General features: G+C 70.7%; 13 protein-coding genes, 1 other RNA gene and 2 pseudogenes. 12 read left to right on the forward strand and 4 right to left on the reverse strand.

Features of this window, described 5'->3' with window-relative positions; genetic code table 11:
• Both RIF93_RS11885 and RIF93_RS11890 read left to right on the forward strand, forming a co-directional pair.
• A pseudogene (locus RIF93_RS11885) lies at nt 1–370 on the forward strand (tRNA (adenosine(37)-N6)-dimethylallyltransferase MiaA); the annotation flags it as partial.
• Nucleotides 371–541: 171 nt separating this feature from the next.
• Complete coding sequence (locus RIF93_RS11890; protein ID WP_309091577.1) at nt 542–2,332, forward strand: acetolactate synthase 3 large subunit; 1,791 nt, start codon at nt 542–544, stop codon at nt 2,330–2,332.
• A gap of 2 nt (nt 2,333–2,334) precedes the next feature.
• On the opposite strand, the gene RIF93_RS11895 is transcribed toward RIF93_RS11890, so the two are convergent.
• Both RIF93_RS11895 and RIF93_RS11900 read right to left on the reverse strand, forming a co-directional pair.
• Nucleotides 2,335–4,473, reverse strand: coding sequence for a histidine kinase dimerization/phosphoacceptor domain -containing protein (locus RIF93_RS11895; RefSeq protein ID WP_309091579.1), 2,139 nt, complete (start codon nt 4,471–4,473; stop codon nt 2,335–2,337).
• On the reverse strand, nt 4,470–5,036 hold the full coding sequence (locus RIF93_RS11900; protein WP_309091581.1) for a biliverdin-producing heme oxygenase: 567 nt from the start codon (nt 5,034–5,036) through the stop codon (nt 4,470–4,472). The genes RIF93_RS11895 and RIF93_RS11900 overlap by 4 nt, the downstream gene beginning before the upstream one ends.
• 97 nt (nt 5,037–5,133) lie before the next feature.
• Here RIF93_RS11900 and ybaK point away from each other — a divergent pair, with 97 nt between their 5' ends.
• The gene (gene ybaK / locus RIF93_RS11905) at nt 5,134–5,607 is read left to right on the forward strand and encodes a Cys-tRNA(Pro) deacylase (RefSeq protein ID WP_309091583.1); all 474 of its coding nucleotides are present in this window, start codon (nt 5,134–5,136) and stop codon (nt 5,605–5,607) included.
• On the opposite strand, the gene RIF93_RS11910 is transcribed toward ybaK, so the two are convergent.
• Nucleotides 5,604–5,933, reverse strand: coding sequence for a DUF6665 family protein (locus RIF93_RS11910; RefSeq protein ID WP_309091584.1), 330 nt, complete (start codon nt 5,931–5,933; stop codon nt 5,604–5,606). The genes ybaK and RIF93_RS11910 overlap by 4 nt on opposite strands.
• A 131-nt stretch (nt 5,934–6,064) precedes the next feature.
• The gene (locus tag RIF93_RS11915) at nt 6,065–7,087 is read right to left on the reverse strand and encodes a hypothetical protein (protein WP_309091586.1); all 1,023 of its coding nucleotides are present in this window, start codon (nt 7,085–7,087) and stop codon (nt 6,065–6,067) included.
• A gap of 324 nt (nt 7,088–7,411) precedes the next feature.
• On the opposite strand from RIF93_RS11915, the gene ilvN reads away from it, so the two are divergent.
• The 9 genes and pseudogenes from ilvN to RIF93_RS11960 all read left to right on the forward strand — a co-directional run.
• Nucleotides 7,412–7,960 carry an acetolactate synthase small subunit gene (gene ilvN, locus RIF93_RS11920; protein WP_309091588.1) on the forward strand — a complete coding sequence of 183 codons (549 nt, stop codon included), beginning with the start codon at nt 7,412–7,414 and terminating at the stop codon, nt 7,958–7,960.
• A gap of 60 nt (nt 7,961–8,020) precedes the next feature.
• Nucleotides 8,021–8,935, forward strand: coding sequence for a hypothetical protein (locus tag RIF93_RS11925; protein ID WP_309091590.1), 915 nt, complete (start codon nt 8,021–8,023; stop codon nt 8,933–8,935).
• A 7-nt stretch (nt 8,936–8,942) separates the two neighbouring features.
• Nucleotides 8,943–9,305: a transfer-messenger RNA gene (gene ssrA / locus RIF93_RS11930) on the forward strand.
• 106 nt (nt 9,306–9,411) lie between these two features.
• Nucleotides 9,412–9,906, forward strand: coding sequence for a ClpXP protease specificity-enhancing factor SspB (locus RIF93_RS11935; protein ID WP_309091592.1), 495 nt, complete (start codon nt 9,412–9,414; stop codon nt 9,904–9,906).
• Nucleotides 9,907–9,911: 5 nt separating this feature from the next.
• Nucleotides 9,912–10,382, forward strand: a complete 471-nt coding sequence (locus RIF93_RS11940) for a PaaI family thioesterase (RefSeq protein ID WP_309091594.1) — start codon at nt 9,912–9,914, stop codon at nt 10,380–10,382.
• Nucleotide 10,383: 1 nt separating this feature from the next.
• Nucleotides 10,384–11,139 (forward strand): C13 family peptidase, encoded by a 756-nt coding sequence (locus tag RIF93_RS11945; protein ID WP_309091595.1) that lies wholly within the window; start codon nt 10,384–10,386, stop codon nt 11,137–11,139.
• A 95-nt stretch (nt 11,140–11,234) separates the two neighbouring features.
• On the forward strand, nt 11,235–13,409 hold the full coding sequence (locus RIF93_RS11950; RefSeq protein ID WP_309091597.1) for a serine hydrolase domain-containing protein: 2,175 nt from the start codon (nt 11,235–11,237) through the stop codon (nt 13,407–13,409).
• 105 nt (nt 13,410–13,514) lie between these two features.
• Nucleotides 13,515–15,158: a flagellar basal-body MS-ring/collar protein FliF gene (gene fliF / locus RIF93_RS11955; protein ID WP_309091599.1), complete on the forward strand. Its 1,644-nt coding sequence runs from the start codon at nt 13,515–13,517 to the stop codon at nt 15,156–15,158.
• A 3-nt stretch (nt 15,159–15,161) separates the two neighbouring features.
• A pseudogene (locus RIF93_RS11960) lies at nt 15,162–15,755 on the forward strand (flagellar motor switch protein FliG); the annotation flags it as partial.

Genomic DNA, 15,755 nt, shown 5'->3' on the forward strand with positions numbered 1-15,755 from the left:
GGCCGGCAGCTGGTCGGCGGTGGCGCTGGAGCCGCCGAGGCCCCAGCTCTACGCCCGCTGCGACGCGCGCCTGCACGCCATGGTGCGAGACGGCGCCGTGGAGGAGGTGCGCGCGCTGCTGGCCCGCGACCTGGGCGCCGACCTGCCGGCGATGAAGGCCGTGGGCGTGCGCGAGTTTGCCGCCTATCTGCGTGGCGAGATCGACCTCGAAGCCGCCATCGCCGCCGCCCAGCAGGAGACCCGCCGCTACGCCAAGCGGCAGCTGACCTGGATGCGCGGCCAGATGGCCGACTGGCTTCGCCTGGACGGCGCCGACCCGGAGCTACAGTGGAGGCAGTTTATTGCGCGGGAAGGCAGCTTGACGCCCTGATCGCGGCATGCGATTTCCACATCCACTCTCTGCAAGGTCGTTACGTGCGCAACATTCTTGTAATCCCCGGGCGGCCGACAACGGACTGACGAAGGCGTCAGAACCGACCGGTCGCTCGTCCCCAGGCCCCTCGCGGGCCTTTTTTATTGTCCTCAAAGCCAGAGCCTTCCCATGACCGCCCATCAGACGATCGAAGCCGAAGCCGACACCATCTCCGGAGCCGAGATGGTGGTGCGGGCCCTTCTCGATCAGGGCGTCGAGGTGCTGTTCGGCTATCCCGGCGGGGCGGTCCTGCCGATCTACGACGCGCTGTTCGCCGAGCCGAAGCTGCGGCACGTGCTGGTGCGGCACGAGCAGGGCGCCACCCATGCGGCCGAGGGCTATGCCCGCTCGACCGGCAAGCCGGGCGTGGTCCTGGTCACCTCGGGCCCCGGCGCCACGAACGCGGTGACCGGCATCGTCGACGCCCTGATGGACTCCATCCCGATGGTCGTCATCACCGGCCAGGTCGCCACCCACCTGATCGGCACCGATGCGTTCCAGGAGTGCGACACCATCGGCATCACCCGGCCCTGCACCAAACACAACTACTTGGTGAAGTCGGTCGAGGAGCTGCCGCGGATCATCCACGAGGCGTTCCACATCGCGACCTCCGGCCGGCCCGGCCCGGTCGTCATCGACATCCCCAAGGATGTGCAGTTCGCCAAGGCCGTCTACCAGGGGCCGACCGAGGTGACCCACGCCCACAACTACTCGCCGCGTGTGAAAGGCGAGCCGGCGAAGATCGCCGAGGCCGCCGCGATGCTGGCCAAGGCGCGCCGTCCGATCCTCTACACCGGCGGCGGCGTCATCAATTCCGGGCCGAAGGCGGCGGAACTCGTCCGGGAGCTGGCCGCTCTGACCGGCGCGCCGGTCACCTCGACGCTGATGGGCCTGGGCGCCTTCCCGGCCTCCAGCCCGCAGTGGCTGGGGATGGTGGGGATGCACGGCTCGTTCGAGGCCAACAACGCCATGCACGACTGCGACGTGATGGTCGCCATCGGCGCGAGGTTCGACGACCGAGTCACCGGCCGGCTGGACGCCTTCGCGCCCGGCAGCCGCAAGATCCACATCGACGTGGACGCCAGCTCCATCGGCAAGAACGTGCGCGTCGACGTGGGCATCGTCGGCGACGCCGCCAATGTGCTGGGCGACCTCATCGCGGTCTGGAAGCAGCGCAACCTGATGACCGACAAGGCGGCCATGGCGGACTGGTGGCGCGAGATCGAGGCCTGGCGCGCCCGGGACAGCTTCCGCTACCGGCCCGACGCCAAGCTCATCAAGCCGCAGTACGCCATCCAGCGGCTGTACGAACTGACCAAGGCCCGGGACACCTATGTCACGACCGAGGTCGGCCAGCACCAGATGTGGGCGGCCCAGTTCTACCACTTCGACGAGCCGAACCGCTGGATGACCTCGGGCGGCCTGGGCACCATGGGCTATGGCCTGCCGGCCGCGGTCGGCGTGCAGATCGCCCACCCGGACGCCCTCGTCATCGACATCGCCGGCGACGCCAGCGTGCAGATGACCATGCAGGAGATGTCGACGGCCGTTCAGCACGACCTGCCGATCAAGATCTTCATCCTCAACAACGAGTGGATGGGGATGGTGCGCCAGTGGCAGCAACTGCTGCACGGCGAGCGCTATTCGCACTCTTACTCCGCGAGCCTGCCCGACTTCGTGAAGCTGGCCGAGGCCTATGGCTGCGTCGGCCTGCGCGCCGAGCACCCGGACGAACTCGACGACGCCATCCGCGAGATGATCGACGTGCGCAAGCCCGTGATCTTCGACTGCCGCGTGACCAAGGAAGAGAACTGCTTCCCGATGATCCCGTCCGGCAAGGCGCACAACGAGATGATCATGGCCGAAGAGGCCCGCGACCTTGGCTCGATCATCGACGACGCCGGCAAGCGGCTGGTCTGAGCCTAGGCGCGCGCGACGACCGGGACCGTCAGGGCCGCGCGCAGCCCGGGGTGATTGTCGAGGTAGGCGATCTCGCCGCCCAGCTGCCGGACCAGGGCGGCCATCATCCGGCTGCCGAAGCCCTCCGTCGGCGCATGCCTGCCGCGGCCCTGGTCGCAGACGCTGACGGTCAGCACGCCGCGTCCTTCGTGGACGGTCACCTCGATGGGACCGGCCGCGCCGCCATAGGCGTACTTGTTGGCGTTGATCACCAGCTCGGTGACGATGAGACCCAGGGTCACGGCCCGGTCGGTGGGCGCGAGCACGGGGGCGGCGTCGAGGTGGATCTGGCCGGTCCAGTCGTCGCCCATCGAGACGCTCATGTCGGCGATCAGGTCTTCGAAGTAGCGGGCGAGGTCGATGGTTTCGATCTGGTCGCCGCGATAGAGCCGGCGGTGGACCAGCGACACGGCGCTGAGGCGTCGCCGGGCCTCGGCGAACGCCGCCGTCAGCGCCGGGTCGCCGGCGTCGCGCGCCTGCAGGCCCAGGAAGCTGGAAACCAGCTGCAGGCTGTTCTGCACGCGGTGGTTCACCTCGCCCAGCAGGACCTCCTTCTGCAGCAACAGGCCTTCCTTTTCGTCCAGCGCCTGGCCCAGCTGGCGGTTGAGCTCGACCAGCCGGCGGCGGCCGCGGGCGTCCAGCAGGCTCTCCCGCAGGCGCAGCGCCGCATCGACCTCGGCCAGGCTCCAGCGGCGGGAGCGGCCGCGCACGGTCTCGCGCCACGCCTCGAACGACGCCCGCGGCGTCAGCACCTCGCCCGCGCCCAACGCGACGGCCTTGTGCGGATTGCCGGCCCAGTTGACCACTTCGAGCTGCTCGGCCCGGAACCACAGCAGGACGAACGGCTCGTCCGCGGCCACAACCAGCCCCAGCACCCCGCTCGCCTCGGCGGCATAGGACTCTGCGCCTGCAAAATCGGACGCCAGCCGGTCGGTGACGACGGGCTCCGGCCCCTCGGTGAGCGCCCAGCGCGCCAGGGCCCGCACATCGGCTTCCGGCGGGTGCGAGCCGTGCAGGTGGACGGCCTCGCCGCGCACCGCCGCCACGCCGTCGGCGCCCAGGATGCGCTGGAGTTCGCCCAGACCCGCGTCCAGATGCTGTTCCAGCCCGCCGATGCGGGCGAACCGAGACGTCGCCTCGTCCTCCAGGCCGCGCAGCCGCATGCGCTCGCGATAGACCTCGGCCTCTTCCTTGGCACGCACCTGCCGCGCCAAGCCGCCCGCCAGCGCCCGGGCGCCGGCGCGGATATCGTAGGGCATGGCCTTCTGCGTGCGGTGATGGCAGGCGATCAGGCCCCACAGCACCCCGTCCTTGACGATCGACACTGAGGCCGAGGCGCCTACGCCCATGTTGCGCAGGTACTGCATGTGCACCGGCGACACGCTTCGCAGCACGCAGTCGCTCATGTCGAGCGGCTCGGCCTCGGTCCAGGCGGGCTGCAACGGCGCAGGCTCGTAGCTGACGTCGGGGATCGTTCGCACGAGGTTGCGGACGTACAGCGCGCGCGCCTGGGCCGGGATGTCGGACCCCGGGAAGCGGTGGTTCAGGAACGACGGCATGTCGTCCGCCGCCGCCTCGGCCAGGACTGCGCCGGCGTCCTCATCGAGGAAGCGATAGATCATGACCCGGTCGAAGCCGGTCAGTCGGCGGAATTCCACGGCGGCCCGCTCGCACAGCGCCTGCAGGGTCGGCGCCCGCTCGAAGGCCGCCGCCGCAGTCTCCAGCTGCGCCAGCAGGGCGGCGGCCGGGAGGCCGTCGCCTTCGGCCGGTTCCAGTTCGACGATCAGCCGTTCGCCGGAGAGGTGCGTCAGCACGTCGAAGGCCGCTTCGCCGCGAACCAGACGGCCGGCGTAGCCGCCCCCAGCGCCCGACTGGGTCACTTGGGCGACCCGCTCGGAGATCGGACCGCCCAGCACCTCGCCCAGGCTTTCGCCAAGCCAGGCCTTGAGGCCGAGCTTGCCGGCCACCTCGCCGGCCGCATGGCTGATCTCCTGGGTGGCGCGCTCGGCCACAAACATTACGCCGTGCGGCTGGATCGCGCCTGGGATGTGGATCGGCTCGCGGGCGCAGGCGTCGAGGTCGAGGTCGAGGGTGTCGGTCATGCGGCTTCGCCCTCGCAGATGCGCAATTCGGCATGGCGGAAGCCGGCCATAGCCCCGCGCACCGCCGCTTCGGAGGCGTCGGCGGTCGGGAGGGTGTCGTCCAGCACGGCCAGGAAACTTCGCCAGCGCTCGCCGGCGCGCTCGCCGTAGGGGTCGAGGAAGCTCAGGCCCTGCATATCGGAGCCCCCGGCCTCGAGCGCCCGGCGGATCGCCCGCCCGCCCAGCGTCGACCCTTCCAGCACGTAAAAGAGGCCCAGAGCCTCGCCCACGCACCTCGCCTTGGGCGGCCTGGGCGGCTCGCGGCTGGCGGCAAGCCCGAGCGCGGCTAGGTCTTGCGCCAGACGTGGCGTGCGCCGCCGCGCAGGGAAATCCAGGCCGTCGAGCCTCTCCAGCCACGGCCCGACCGCGGCCTCGACGTCGACATGCAATCGCCAGAAGCGCCGGACGACGGCCCGCCGCCCTTCCAACGTCGCCACCCTCGCCAGCAGGTCCGCCCTCCTCTCAAGGCGCTCGTGATCGCCGCGCGTGGCGAGACGCAGGCGCTGGTGGACCTCGCTGAGCATTTCGGACTTGCACCTTCTGGGGCCGGCGAAAGATAGACCGACGGAACGCGGCACGCCCCGCTGACGGTTGCATGCCAAGCTTTTGGAGCCCCTGGAGATGAGCCGAGCGACACCGGCCACACGTTTCCTGGACGCCAGTGGCGTGGCCTACGAGTTGGCCGCCTACGACTACGATCCGAACGCCGACCGGATCGGCCTGCAGGCGGCCGAGGCCTTGGGCGCGCCCCCGGACGAGGTGCTGAAGACGCTGATGGTCCTGGCCGATGGCAAGCCGGCGTGCGTGATCCTGGCGTCCGACCGCGAAGTCTCGATGAAGCGGCTGGCCGCGGCCCTCGGCGCGAAGTCGGCCGAGATGATGAAGCCCGTCGAGGCCGAGCGCGTCACCGGCTACCGGGTGGGCGGCGTCAGTCCCTTTGGCCAGAAGAAGCGCTGCCCCACCGTGCTCGACCAGGCCGCCCTCGCCAAGGCGCAGGTGTTCGTCAACGGCGGCCAGCGGGGCTTGCAGGTCAGGTTAGCGCCCGCCGACCTCGCCCGCGCGCTGGGAGCGAAGGTCGCCGCGATCTCCGTCTAGTGCGAGGCGCCGATCCGCGCCGTCACCTCCGGCGGGATGTGGTAGCGCTGAACCAGCTCCTCGTGGTCGATGCAGCCGCAGGCCTCGTGCTGCACGAACAGCGCGAAGACCGCATCGGCCGCCTCGTCGAGCAGCCGGGCGCGCTCGCCCGCCGGACCACCTTCGGCGTCGTGCTCGCGCAGTTCGGCCAGGGCCGCCTGCACGCGCCACTCGCAGCGCTTCAAGCCGGCGTCGACGTCTTCGAGGAGTTTGAACCTCAGGACCGCCTCGCCGCTGTCCACATGCGGGGGGTCGGCGAGGTGTTGAGGCATACGGAGCGGGGCCATGCCGCCTCCTTGGCTCTCTAGGGTCACCGTCTTCAATCTACCACGCAATGTGGCGGGGAGTCGGCGCTCGCGCCGATTTGAGAGGGCTGGCGTCAGCGGAACAGGCGCAACCTCGGCGTCCGACGAGGGGCTCACCCCTCGCCGAACGCCTCGGCCACATCCTCGTGGATCGGCCAGAACCGGTAGCCCCGGCCCACGTCCTCGCGCAGCAGCCGGTCCAGCTGCCAGCCGGAGCGGCCGACGTGCATGCCGATCAGGGCCAGCTCCGCGGCCAAGTCGTCGCGCACTCCCTCGGGCACCGGCCGGTTGTCGGCGATCCGCGCCTCGTCCAGCCGCCAGCCAAACACGTGGTCGCGGCTGACCTCGACCACGACGCCTGGCGGGCCGTCCCACTCGTAGAACGCCGACCAGCCCGCCGCGGCATGCGCCGTGCGGTCGGCCAGACAGTTCCGGTAGCGGCGGGCGGCGTTCTTGATCGCAGCCTTGGTCGTCAGCGGCCGCAGGCGCGCCGTCCCCGGGTGCGGCGGCGGGCACGGCTCGGGCGTGAGGTCGTCCCGCACGGCGTCGAACAACGCCTTGGCCGAGCGCGCGTGCGCCCAGGCCGCGGCCGCGGCCTCGGCCGCCGCGACGCCGTCCCGGAATCGCAGCGCCTCATAGGCCTCGCGCAGGACCGCGACCCCTTCCGGCGTCAGATCGCGCGCCAGACGAACGGCGTGCTCCATCGGTTCGGGCAGGCCGGCCAGCCGCCGCACCAGGCTCTCGTCCACGCGTTCGGCGTGGCGCAGCACCTTGGCCGGGGCCGGACGGGCCAGCAGCCGCAGCAGCAGGCGGTAGGTCTCGGCGTCGAACGCCACCTCGCCCAGCCGGCCCAGGATGCGTTCGAACCCCGCCGGCGCGCCCGGAACGACCGCCGGGATCACGTGGCGCAGGCGCCCGCCCAGGATGGCCGCGGCCAGCGCCGCCACGTCCGCCCCGACCGCGAAGCCCGCACAGGCCAAGTGCCGTCGCGGCGCCGGGGCGGTGAGGAAGGGGGCATGCGGCTCGGGCCACACGGCTGCGATCCGCTCGGCGAAATCGCCCGCCACCAGTTTCAGAAGGGATGTCGGGTGGGCCCTGTTGGGGACCGGGGCCGCGCCCGTGATCGGAATAAACATCGAAAGCTCCGGGAGATCCTTATGCGGACCTCCAGACCGGAGCGCCCGCGCGTCAGACTAGTTGGGTAAAGGCTGCGCCTGGATCCGAGCCGAGGCGCACGCGGTCAGCCGCCGCCCAGGGGCGGGTCTGTCCGGCGGTGGGGTTGCGCATCGTCATTCGGCGACTCTCGTTCGAGAACGAGGATCGTCTCTCACGATCCGATGGTGGCGGGCAAGGCCCGCGCTCAACCGGGCCGCGCATGGTCAAGCGGCTGTGGCCCGCAGGCCACGCAGTTGCGGCGACGGCCGTCCTGTGACACCTCGTCCCCACCAGGAGCGTCCCCCATGTCCGATCCGCAGCCCGCATCCGTCTATGACCTCGCCCACGAAGGCGAGCCCGAGAGCCTGGCGACCTTCGCCGTGCTGGTCGACAACGAGCCGGGCGTGCTGCACCGGGTGGTCGGCCTCTTCGCCGCCCGCGGCTACAACATTGAGAGCCTCACGGTCGCCGAGACCGACCGCAAGGCGCATACCAGCCGGATCACCATCGTCACCCGCGGCACGCCGCAGGTGCTGGCCCAGATCGAGGCCCAGCTGCAGAAGATGGTCTCCACGCGGCACGTCCAGGACGTCACCCGCGACCCGAACGGCCTCGAGCGGGAGCTCGCGCTGGTGAAGGTGAAGGGGATCGGCGCCGAACGCGTCGAGGCGCTGCGCGTCTCGGACATCTTCCGCGCCAAGGTGATCGACACCACCCACGAGAGCTTCGTCTTCGAACTGACCGGCGCGCCCTCCAAGATCGACAAGTTCGTCGACCTGATGCGCCCGCTGGGGCTGGTCGAGGTGTCCCGCACCGGCGTGCTGTCGATCCAGCGCGGCGTCGACGTCTTCTAAGGAACGCACGCTGGCGCTAGACTTTTAAGCTGCGGGGGGCGTGAGCAGGAGACCGCCCGCTTGCCCGCGATCCGCCGCGCGCTTCTGATGCTGACCGCCCTGGCGCTGGCGACGCCGGCCGACGCTCAGTTCTTCTTTCGCCGCAAAGCCCCGACGATCGGCCCGCCCGAAGGCACGCCGCCGTACGAGGCCGAGGTGTGGCCGTTCCCGCCGCCGGACCCGAAGAGCTGGTGGGAGGACAAGTGGCCCAAACCCGGCGAGGAGGCCGACCCGTTCGGCGGCCGGCGCATCCGGCGCGGCGAGCGGCTGCCCGCGGTGGACAACGGCCTCGATCCCTCCACGTATCGGCTCTGGGGCCTGATGCCGCTGCAGTGGCAGGTGATCCGCGGCGACGAGATGATCATCGAGGTCTGGACGCGGCCCACGGGCAGCGTGCGCCAGACGGTGACCCGCGTCTCGGTCCGCAACGACGACCGCGTCTTCGTGCAGGCTCGCGCAGGCCTCGCCTGCTGCGAAGCCGGGATCGCGCGCCGGATGGGCTTCGACAAGGAGCTGCCGGCGGGCTCGGCCGACCGCTTCCGGAGCCTGCGCGAGCACTGGGTGTGGAAGTCGCCGCGCGACGTGAGGGTGGCCGAGGCGGGCGCGGCGGAGGCCGTCTGCGTCGAGGGCATCGCCTATGACCTGACGCTGCTGACGCCGTCGGGCGCGCGGACCGTCCGGCGGGCCTGCGACCTCGCCGAGGTGGGCGAGGCGGCCGAGGTGCTGGAGGCGGTGATCGGCGCCTCGCTGGGCCAGGATCCCCGCTACGACCTGATCTTCCGCGGCGGCGCCGACTTCAGCACGGCGCGAACGGCCTATCGTCAGCTGATCGAAACCGGCGGCCAGCTCCGGCCCGATCCGCTGGCCAGGCGCCGCGTCCCCGACGTCGCGCCGGCCCCTCAGCCCGAGACCGAGGCCGCACCCACCAATCCGTGAACGGCCCGCCCTTCAATTCCCCGTCGTGAGGCCCTATATTCCCTGCTGTCGGGTTCGCCCGACTATGGGGATAAACGCGCGCATAATAAGCGGACTGGACCCGGGTGCGATTCCCGGCGGCTCCACCAATCTTCCTCCGGGTTATCGCCGGACAAGTGCGGGGCCGATCAGCATCGACAGACGTGTAAAGGCGTTGCTTTCTCCCGGCCTGACCCACCGTTTCGGGTCTTAAACTAAATGCGAACGATAACTTCGCTGAGGAAGTCCGCCTGGCCGCGTAATGCGGTCCGGTAGAAATCCGACCTAAGCCCTAGGGGTTCAGATCCTTAGGCGGGGCCCGGGAGGAGCCTGCCAACAGAATCCTCCCACCTTCCTCCTCATGACGATTTGGCGGGCGGAGCCGCTTCGCGCCTTGCTTCGGCGCCGGCAGACGCTACCTTTCGCGCATCTAGAGTTCCCCCGCGTTCGGAGACCGCATGGCCCAGGAGCCGCCGGCCCAGGATCTGATGAATTACGAGGCCCTGGCGCAGGATGCGCTCCGGGGCGTCGTCAAGGCCGCGCTCAAGCGCGCCGCCGCGCCCGGCGGCCTGCCCGGCGCGCACCACTTCTACATCACGTTCAAGACCGACGCGGCGGGCGTTTCCGGTCCCGTGGACCTGCTGTCCAAGTACCCGGACGAGATGACCATCGTCCTGCAGCACCAGTACTGGGACCTGGCGCCCGGCGAGACCTTCTTCTCGGTGACCCTGCAGTTCGGCGGCCAGCCCAAGCGGCTGAGCATCCCGTATGCGGCCGTAACCCGCTTCTACGATCCCTCGGTGCAGTTCCTGCTGCAGTTCGAGCCGCCTCCGCCGGGGCCGACCGAGGCCAAGCCCGCGCCGGCGCCCGCAGAAAAGGCCGAGGCGCCCGCCGAGGCTGGCGCCGAGGGCGAGGCCAAGATCGTCTCCCTCGACCAGTTCCGGAAGAAGTAGGCCGGATGTCCGACGCCGCCAGCGCCGAACCGGAAGCTCTCACCGACGAGGCCATCCTCCAGCGCTTCCTGCGCACCAAGAACCAGCCCACGGGATCGCAGACCCTGGGCTTCCGGATGGTGGCCGTCAGTCAGGCCGAGCGCAGCGTCGAGGTCGAGTTCGACGCCAAGGCCGAGCTGCTGCTGAACCCCATGCGCCAGATCCAGGGCGGCTATCTCTGCGCCATGCTGGACGAGTGCATGAGCGTCGCCTGCATGGTGGCCTCGGGCATGACGGCGGTGGCGCCGACGCTCGAGATGAAGACCAGCTTCTTCCGCCCCGGCCAACCCGGCAAGATCCGCGGGGTGGGCAAGGTCGTGAAGTGGGGCCGGCAGGTCGCCTTCACCGAGGGCGAGCTCTTCGATCCGGAGGGGCGGCTGCTCGCCAAGGCCACGGGAACGGCGATCCCCACGCCGTTCGCCAACTACAAGAAATAAGATGCTGAAGCCGGCCCGCCTGATCATCGCGATCACGGGTCTGCTCATCGCGCTCTCCGGCGCGCCCGCCCACGCCTTGAGCTTCTCGGACTGGACGGCCGTGGTGATCGCGGGCGACTGGCGCGGCTCGGGGGGCGGCCCGACCGAGGCCTTCGACAACGCCCGGCGCGACGTGGCCCAGGCCCTGACCCGCGTAGGCTTCCAGCCGCAGAACCTGCGCCAGTTCTCCACCCGCCCCGAACGCTACCGCGACACCGCGCCCGCCAAGGCCGAGCTGGAGCAAATCTACGAGACCATGGAGACCCTGACCGCCAGGGCGCAGGGCGGCTGCCTGTTCTACGTCACCACCCACGGCACGCCGCGGGGCGCGGTGGTCGACAAGGCCATCCTGGCGCCCGGCGTGCTGGCGGCGATGCTGGACCGCACCTGTGGCCAGCGCCCGACGGTGGTGGTGGTCTCGGCCTGCTTTTCGGGCGTGTTCGTGCGGCCGCTGTCCGGCCCGAACCGCATGGTGCTGACCGCCGCCCGGCCCGACCGCACCTCGTTCGGCTGCGGCGAGAGCGACAAGTACCCCTACTTCGACGACTGCTTCCTGAGCTCGATGAGCGGCGTCCACGACTTCCACGCCCTGGCTGCGGCCACGCGTGATTGCGTCCGCCGTCGCGAGGTCGCCGAGAAGGTCAGCCCGCCGTCCGAGCCGCAGGTCTATGTCGGCGCCGAACTGCGCCCGATCCTTCCGCTCTACGCCTTCCCCTGATCGCACCGGAAGTCGCCACGGCCGCGCTTTGAGGGACTCAGCATTCGGTCCTACAACCTTTCCGTGGGTGGGGGCTGGAGATGGGGCGCTTCGGGATGCGAACCGCGATGAAGGCCGCGCTGGCGGCGTTCCTGGCCCTCTGGCTCACGCCGGCCGCGCAGGCGCAGGAGACCGAGGCGCCGCCGCCAGCCGTGGCCGCCGCCCTGCCCGACGCGCCGATCCCCTACACCCAGGTCCGGCCGAAACGGACGGCTCCGCGCCCCCGTCCCGCCCGCACGGAAACGGCTCCGGCCGCCGCCGCACCGACGCCGCGGGGGCCCACGATCGCCGGCGCGCCCGCGGCCGCCGCAGCCCTGCCGACCCAGGTGACCGGCGCCCGCCTGGCCTCGAACCAGCCGATCCCGGCCGCAGAGCTCTCGGCCTTCGTCGACGGCTGGGTGCGCGACGCCATGGCCCGCGAGCATGTGGCCGGCGTCGCGGTCTCGGTCGTACAGGGCGGTCAGGTGGCGCTGAAGAAGGGTTACGGCTTCGCGGACCTGAACGCGCGCCGGGCGGTCGACGCTGACCGGACGCTGTTCCGCCTGGGCTCCATCTCCAAGACCTTCACCTGGATCCTGGCGATGAACGAGGTCGAGCAGGGCCGCATGAGCCTGACGGCGCCGATCAACACCTACCTGCCCCAGAGGGTGCGGGTCCGCGGCCAGGGCTACCAGCGGCCCGTCACGCTCAGGACGCTGATGGATCATTCCCCCGGCTTCGAGGACCGGGCGCTGGGCCAGCTGTTCGAGCGCGACCCCGGCCGCGTCCGGCCGCTCGACCTGTACCTGCGCCAGGAGCGCCCCAAGCGCGTGCGCGCCGCGGGCGTGCTGTCCAGCTATTCGAACTACGGCACGGCCCTGGCCGGCCTGGCCGTCGCCAACCTCGAGCGCAAGCCGTTCGAGCAGGTGGCCGAGGACGAGATCTTCACCCCGCTCGGCATGGGCCGCACCACCTTCCGCGAGCCCCGGCCCGAGCGCCGCGGCCTGCCTGCGGCTATGCCCGAGGCGCTGCGCGGCGACGTCGCCCGCGGCTACCGCTGGACGGGCGAGGCTTTCCAGCTGCGGCCATACGAATACATCGGCCAGGTCGCGCCGGCCGGCGCGGCGTCTTCCACCGCCGGCGACATGGCGCGCTACATGCTCGCCCTGCTGGGGAACGGCGGGTGGAACGGCGTGTCAATCTATGGGCCGCAGGCGGCTCGCGCCTTCCGCCAACCGATCCAGGCCACGGCGCCTGGCCTCAACGGCTGGGCCCACGGCTTCATCATCTACGACCTGCCGGGCGGACGCCGAGGCTTCGGCCACGACGGCGCGACGCTGTCGTTCCACTCGAGCCTGGTGGTCATCCCCGAGTTGGACCTGGGCGTCTTCATCGCCACCAACAGCGACGAGGGCAGCGAACTCAGCCGGCGCTTCGCGGAAGCCGTGGTGCGCCAGTTCTACGCCCCGCCCGTGACGTTCCCCCGCCGCGGCTCCACCGAGCTGATCGAGGCGGCCCACGCCTTCGAGGGCTACTACATGACCACGCGCCGGCGGCATGGCGGCCTCGAGGGCTTCGTCAACCTCCTCATCGGCGGCGTGCCGGTCAGCGTCTCGCCGCAGGGACGGCTCATCACGGGCGGCATGGACGGTCCGCGCGCCTGGGTTCCGGAGGGTCCGGTATCGCAGGGCCGCTTCGTGGCGGCCGACGGCGACGGCCGGCTGGCGTTCCGGATGCAGGACGGCCGGGCGACGGGCTTCCAGGACGCGATCAACGCCGATCGCAAGGAACGCGCCCGCTTCTGGATGCGGCCGCAGCTGCTGGCCGCTTCGGCCGGGCTGGCGACACTGGCGGCGATCGCCACCCTGCTGGGCGTGATCCTGCGCAACCGGCGCGAGTTCCGCGAGAACCAGATCCAGGCGCGCGCGGCGCTCACCCAGAACATCCAGGCCGGCCTGTGGCTGGCCGCGCTGGCGCTGTTCGCCGCCTGGGTGCTCCGCGCCCGCGACCTGGCGGCGGTCTTCTACGACTGGCCCGGTCTGCTGCTGATCACCGCCTCGGCCTGCGCCCTGGTGGCGGCGGCCCTGACGGTGATCACGATCGCCGCGCTGCCGGCCGTTTGGCAGGGCGGCCGGCGCGTCGACTCCTGGAGCCCGGTGCGCAAGGCGTTCTTCACGATCACCGTCGTGGTCTACGCCGCCTTCTCGATCCTGCTGGGCCTCTGGGGCGCGCTCGCCCCCTGGAGCGCCTGAGGTCTTAAGGCCGCGTTTACCAACCACTGGGTAAATCCTGCCTAGCTGAGGGCGGGTTCTGCAGGCCGCGCCGCCCTTCGTAGAGTTGGGGAAGGGGCGCCCGCGTTGAATCAGTTGCTCGCGGCAATCCAGAGGTTCGGCATCGGCCGCCTGGCGGCCATCCTGGGCATTGGCGCTGGCGTCGCCGCTGTGCTGTTCGCCGTCACGATGAACCTGGGCGAGCCCAAGGCCCTGCTCTATTCGAACCTCGATCTCAAGGAAGCGGGCTCGATCACCCAGGCGCTGGACCAGGCCGGCGTGAAGTACGAGGTGAAGGGCGACGGCTCCACCATCATGGTCCCTCGCGACGAGGTCGCCTCGACCCGCCTGATGCTGTCGTCCAAGGGCCTGCCGACCGCCGGCTCGGTCGGCTACGAAATCTTCGACGACTCCAACTCGCTGGGCCAGACCGACTTCGTCCAGCAGCTGAACCGACAGCGCGCCCTGGAAGGCGAACTGGCCCGCACCATCCGCAGCCTGGACGGCATCACCTCGGCCCGCGTGCACCTGGTGCTGCCCAAGCGCCAGCTGTTCGAGGAAGAGGCCGAGCAGCCATCCGCCTCGGTGAACATCGGCGTCGGGGGCCGCGAGCCCACGGCCGAGCAGGTTCGCGCCATGCAGAACCTGGTGGCCGGCGCGGTGCCGAACATGCGTCCCGACCGGGTGACGGTCGTCGATCAGCACGCCAAGACCCTGTCCGGCGGCGAGACGGGCATGGCCGCCGAAGCCGACGGCCGCAAGTCAGAGGTCGAGGGCCGCATCGCCAAACAGGTGAAGACCCTGGTGGAGGGCATCGTCGGCCCCGGCAAGGCGCGGGTGAACGTCACCGCCGACCTGGAGCTCGCCCGCGTCACGGTCCAGCAGGAGACCTTCGACCCCGACGGCCAGGTGATCCGCTCGGAATCGACCACCGACGAGAACAGCCGCGAGAACCAGGACGACGGCTCGGGCCAGGCCTCGGTCGCGGCGAACATTCCGGGCGGCGCGGCCCTGGGCGGCGCCGGCGGCGTCGGCTCGCAGAGCGGCCGGCAGGAGTCGACCACCAACTACGAGATCTCCAAGACCACCCGCACCGAGGTGCAGGAGCCCGGCCAAGTGAAGCGCTTGTCGGTGGCGGTCGCCGTGGACGGCGTCAGCGCGCCCGGGGCCGACGGCAAGCCCGGCGCCTACACCCCCCGCTCGGCCGAGGAGATGCAGCGCATCGAGCAGCTGGTCCGCACCGCGGTCGGCTTCAACCAGGAGCGCGGCGACCAGGTCAGCGTCATCAACGTCCGCTTCCCCGCTCCGGCCGACACGGGCGGCGTCGAGGCCGCCAGCCCCCTGATGGGCTTCGACAAGAACGACATCATGCGCGCCGCCGAGATTGGCGTGATGGCCCTGGTCGGCATCCTGATGCTGCTGTTCGTCGCCCGCCCGCTGCTGAAGAGCGCCACGGGCGGCGGCGGCGGCATGCCGATGGCCATGTTGGGCGGCCCGCAGGCGACGCGCATCGTCACCACCCAGGACGGACAGCCGATGCAGCTCGCCGGCGCCGGCGATCAGCTGGCCCTGCCGGGCCCCGGGGCCAGCGAGCTCGAAGCCAAGATCGACATCGCCCGCATCGAGGGCCAGGTGAAGGCGAGCTCGGTCAAGCGCGTCTCGGAATTCGTCGAGAAGCACCCGGAGGAGTCGGTCTCGATCCTCCGCGGCTGGCTGCACGAGAGCGCCTAAGCGATGATCCGCGCCAAGGGCAAAAGCGTCGCTGACGGCTCGAAGCTGACGGGGCCTGAGAAGGCCGCCGTCGTCCTGCTCGCCCTGGGCGAGGAGCACGCCCAGGTCTGGGCGCAGCTGGACGAGGACGAGATCAAGGAGATCTCCCAGGCCATGGCGAGCCTGGGCACCGTTCAGGCCTCGGTCGTCGAGGACCTGCTGGTCGAGTTCGTGTCGGGCATGTCCTCGACGGGCGCCATCATGGGCTCGTTCGAGCAGACCCAGCGCCTGCTGGCTTCGATCATGCCGCAGGAGAAGGTCGATCAGCTCATGGAGGAGATCCGTGGGCCCGCCGGCCGGACCATGTGGGACAAGCTCGGCAACGTGAACGAGGCCGTGCTCGCCAACTATCTGAAGAACGAATACCCGCAGACGGTCGCCGTCGTGCTCTCCAAGATCAAGTCCGAGCACGCCGCCCGGGTGCTGGCCGCCCTGCCCGAGGACTTCGCCCTGGAATGCGTCATGCGGATGCTCCGCATGGAGCCGGTGCAGCGCGAGATCCTCGACAAGATCGAGCAGACCCTGCGGACCGAGTTCATGTCGAACCTCGCGCGCACG

It is taken from the genome of Phenylobacterium sp. (assembly GCF_031181185.1).
In the GTDB taxonomy this organism is placed as follows: Bacteria; Pseudomonadota; Alphaproteobacteria; order Caulobacterales; family Caulobacteraceae; genus Phenylobacterium.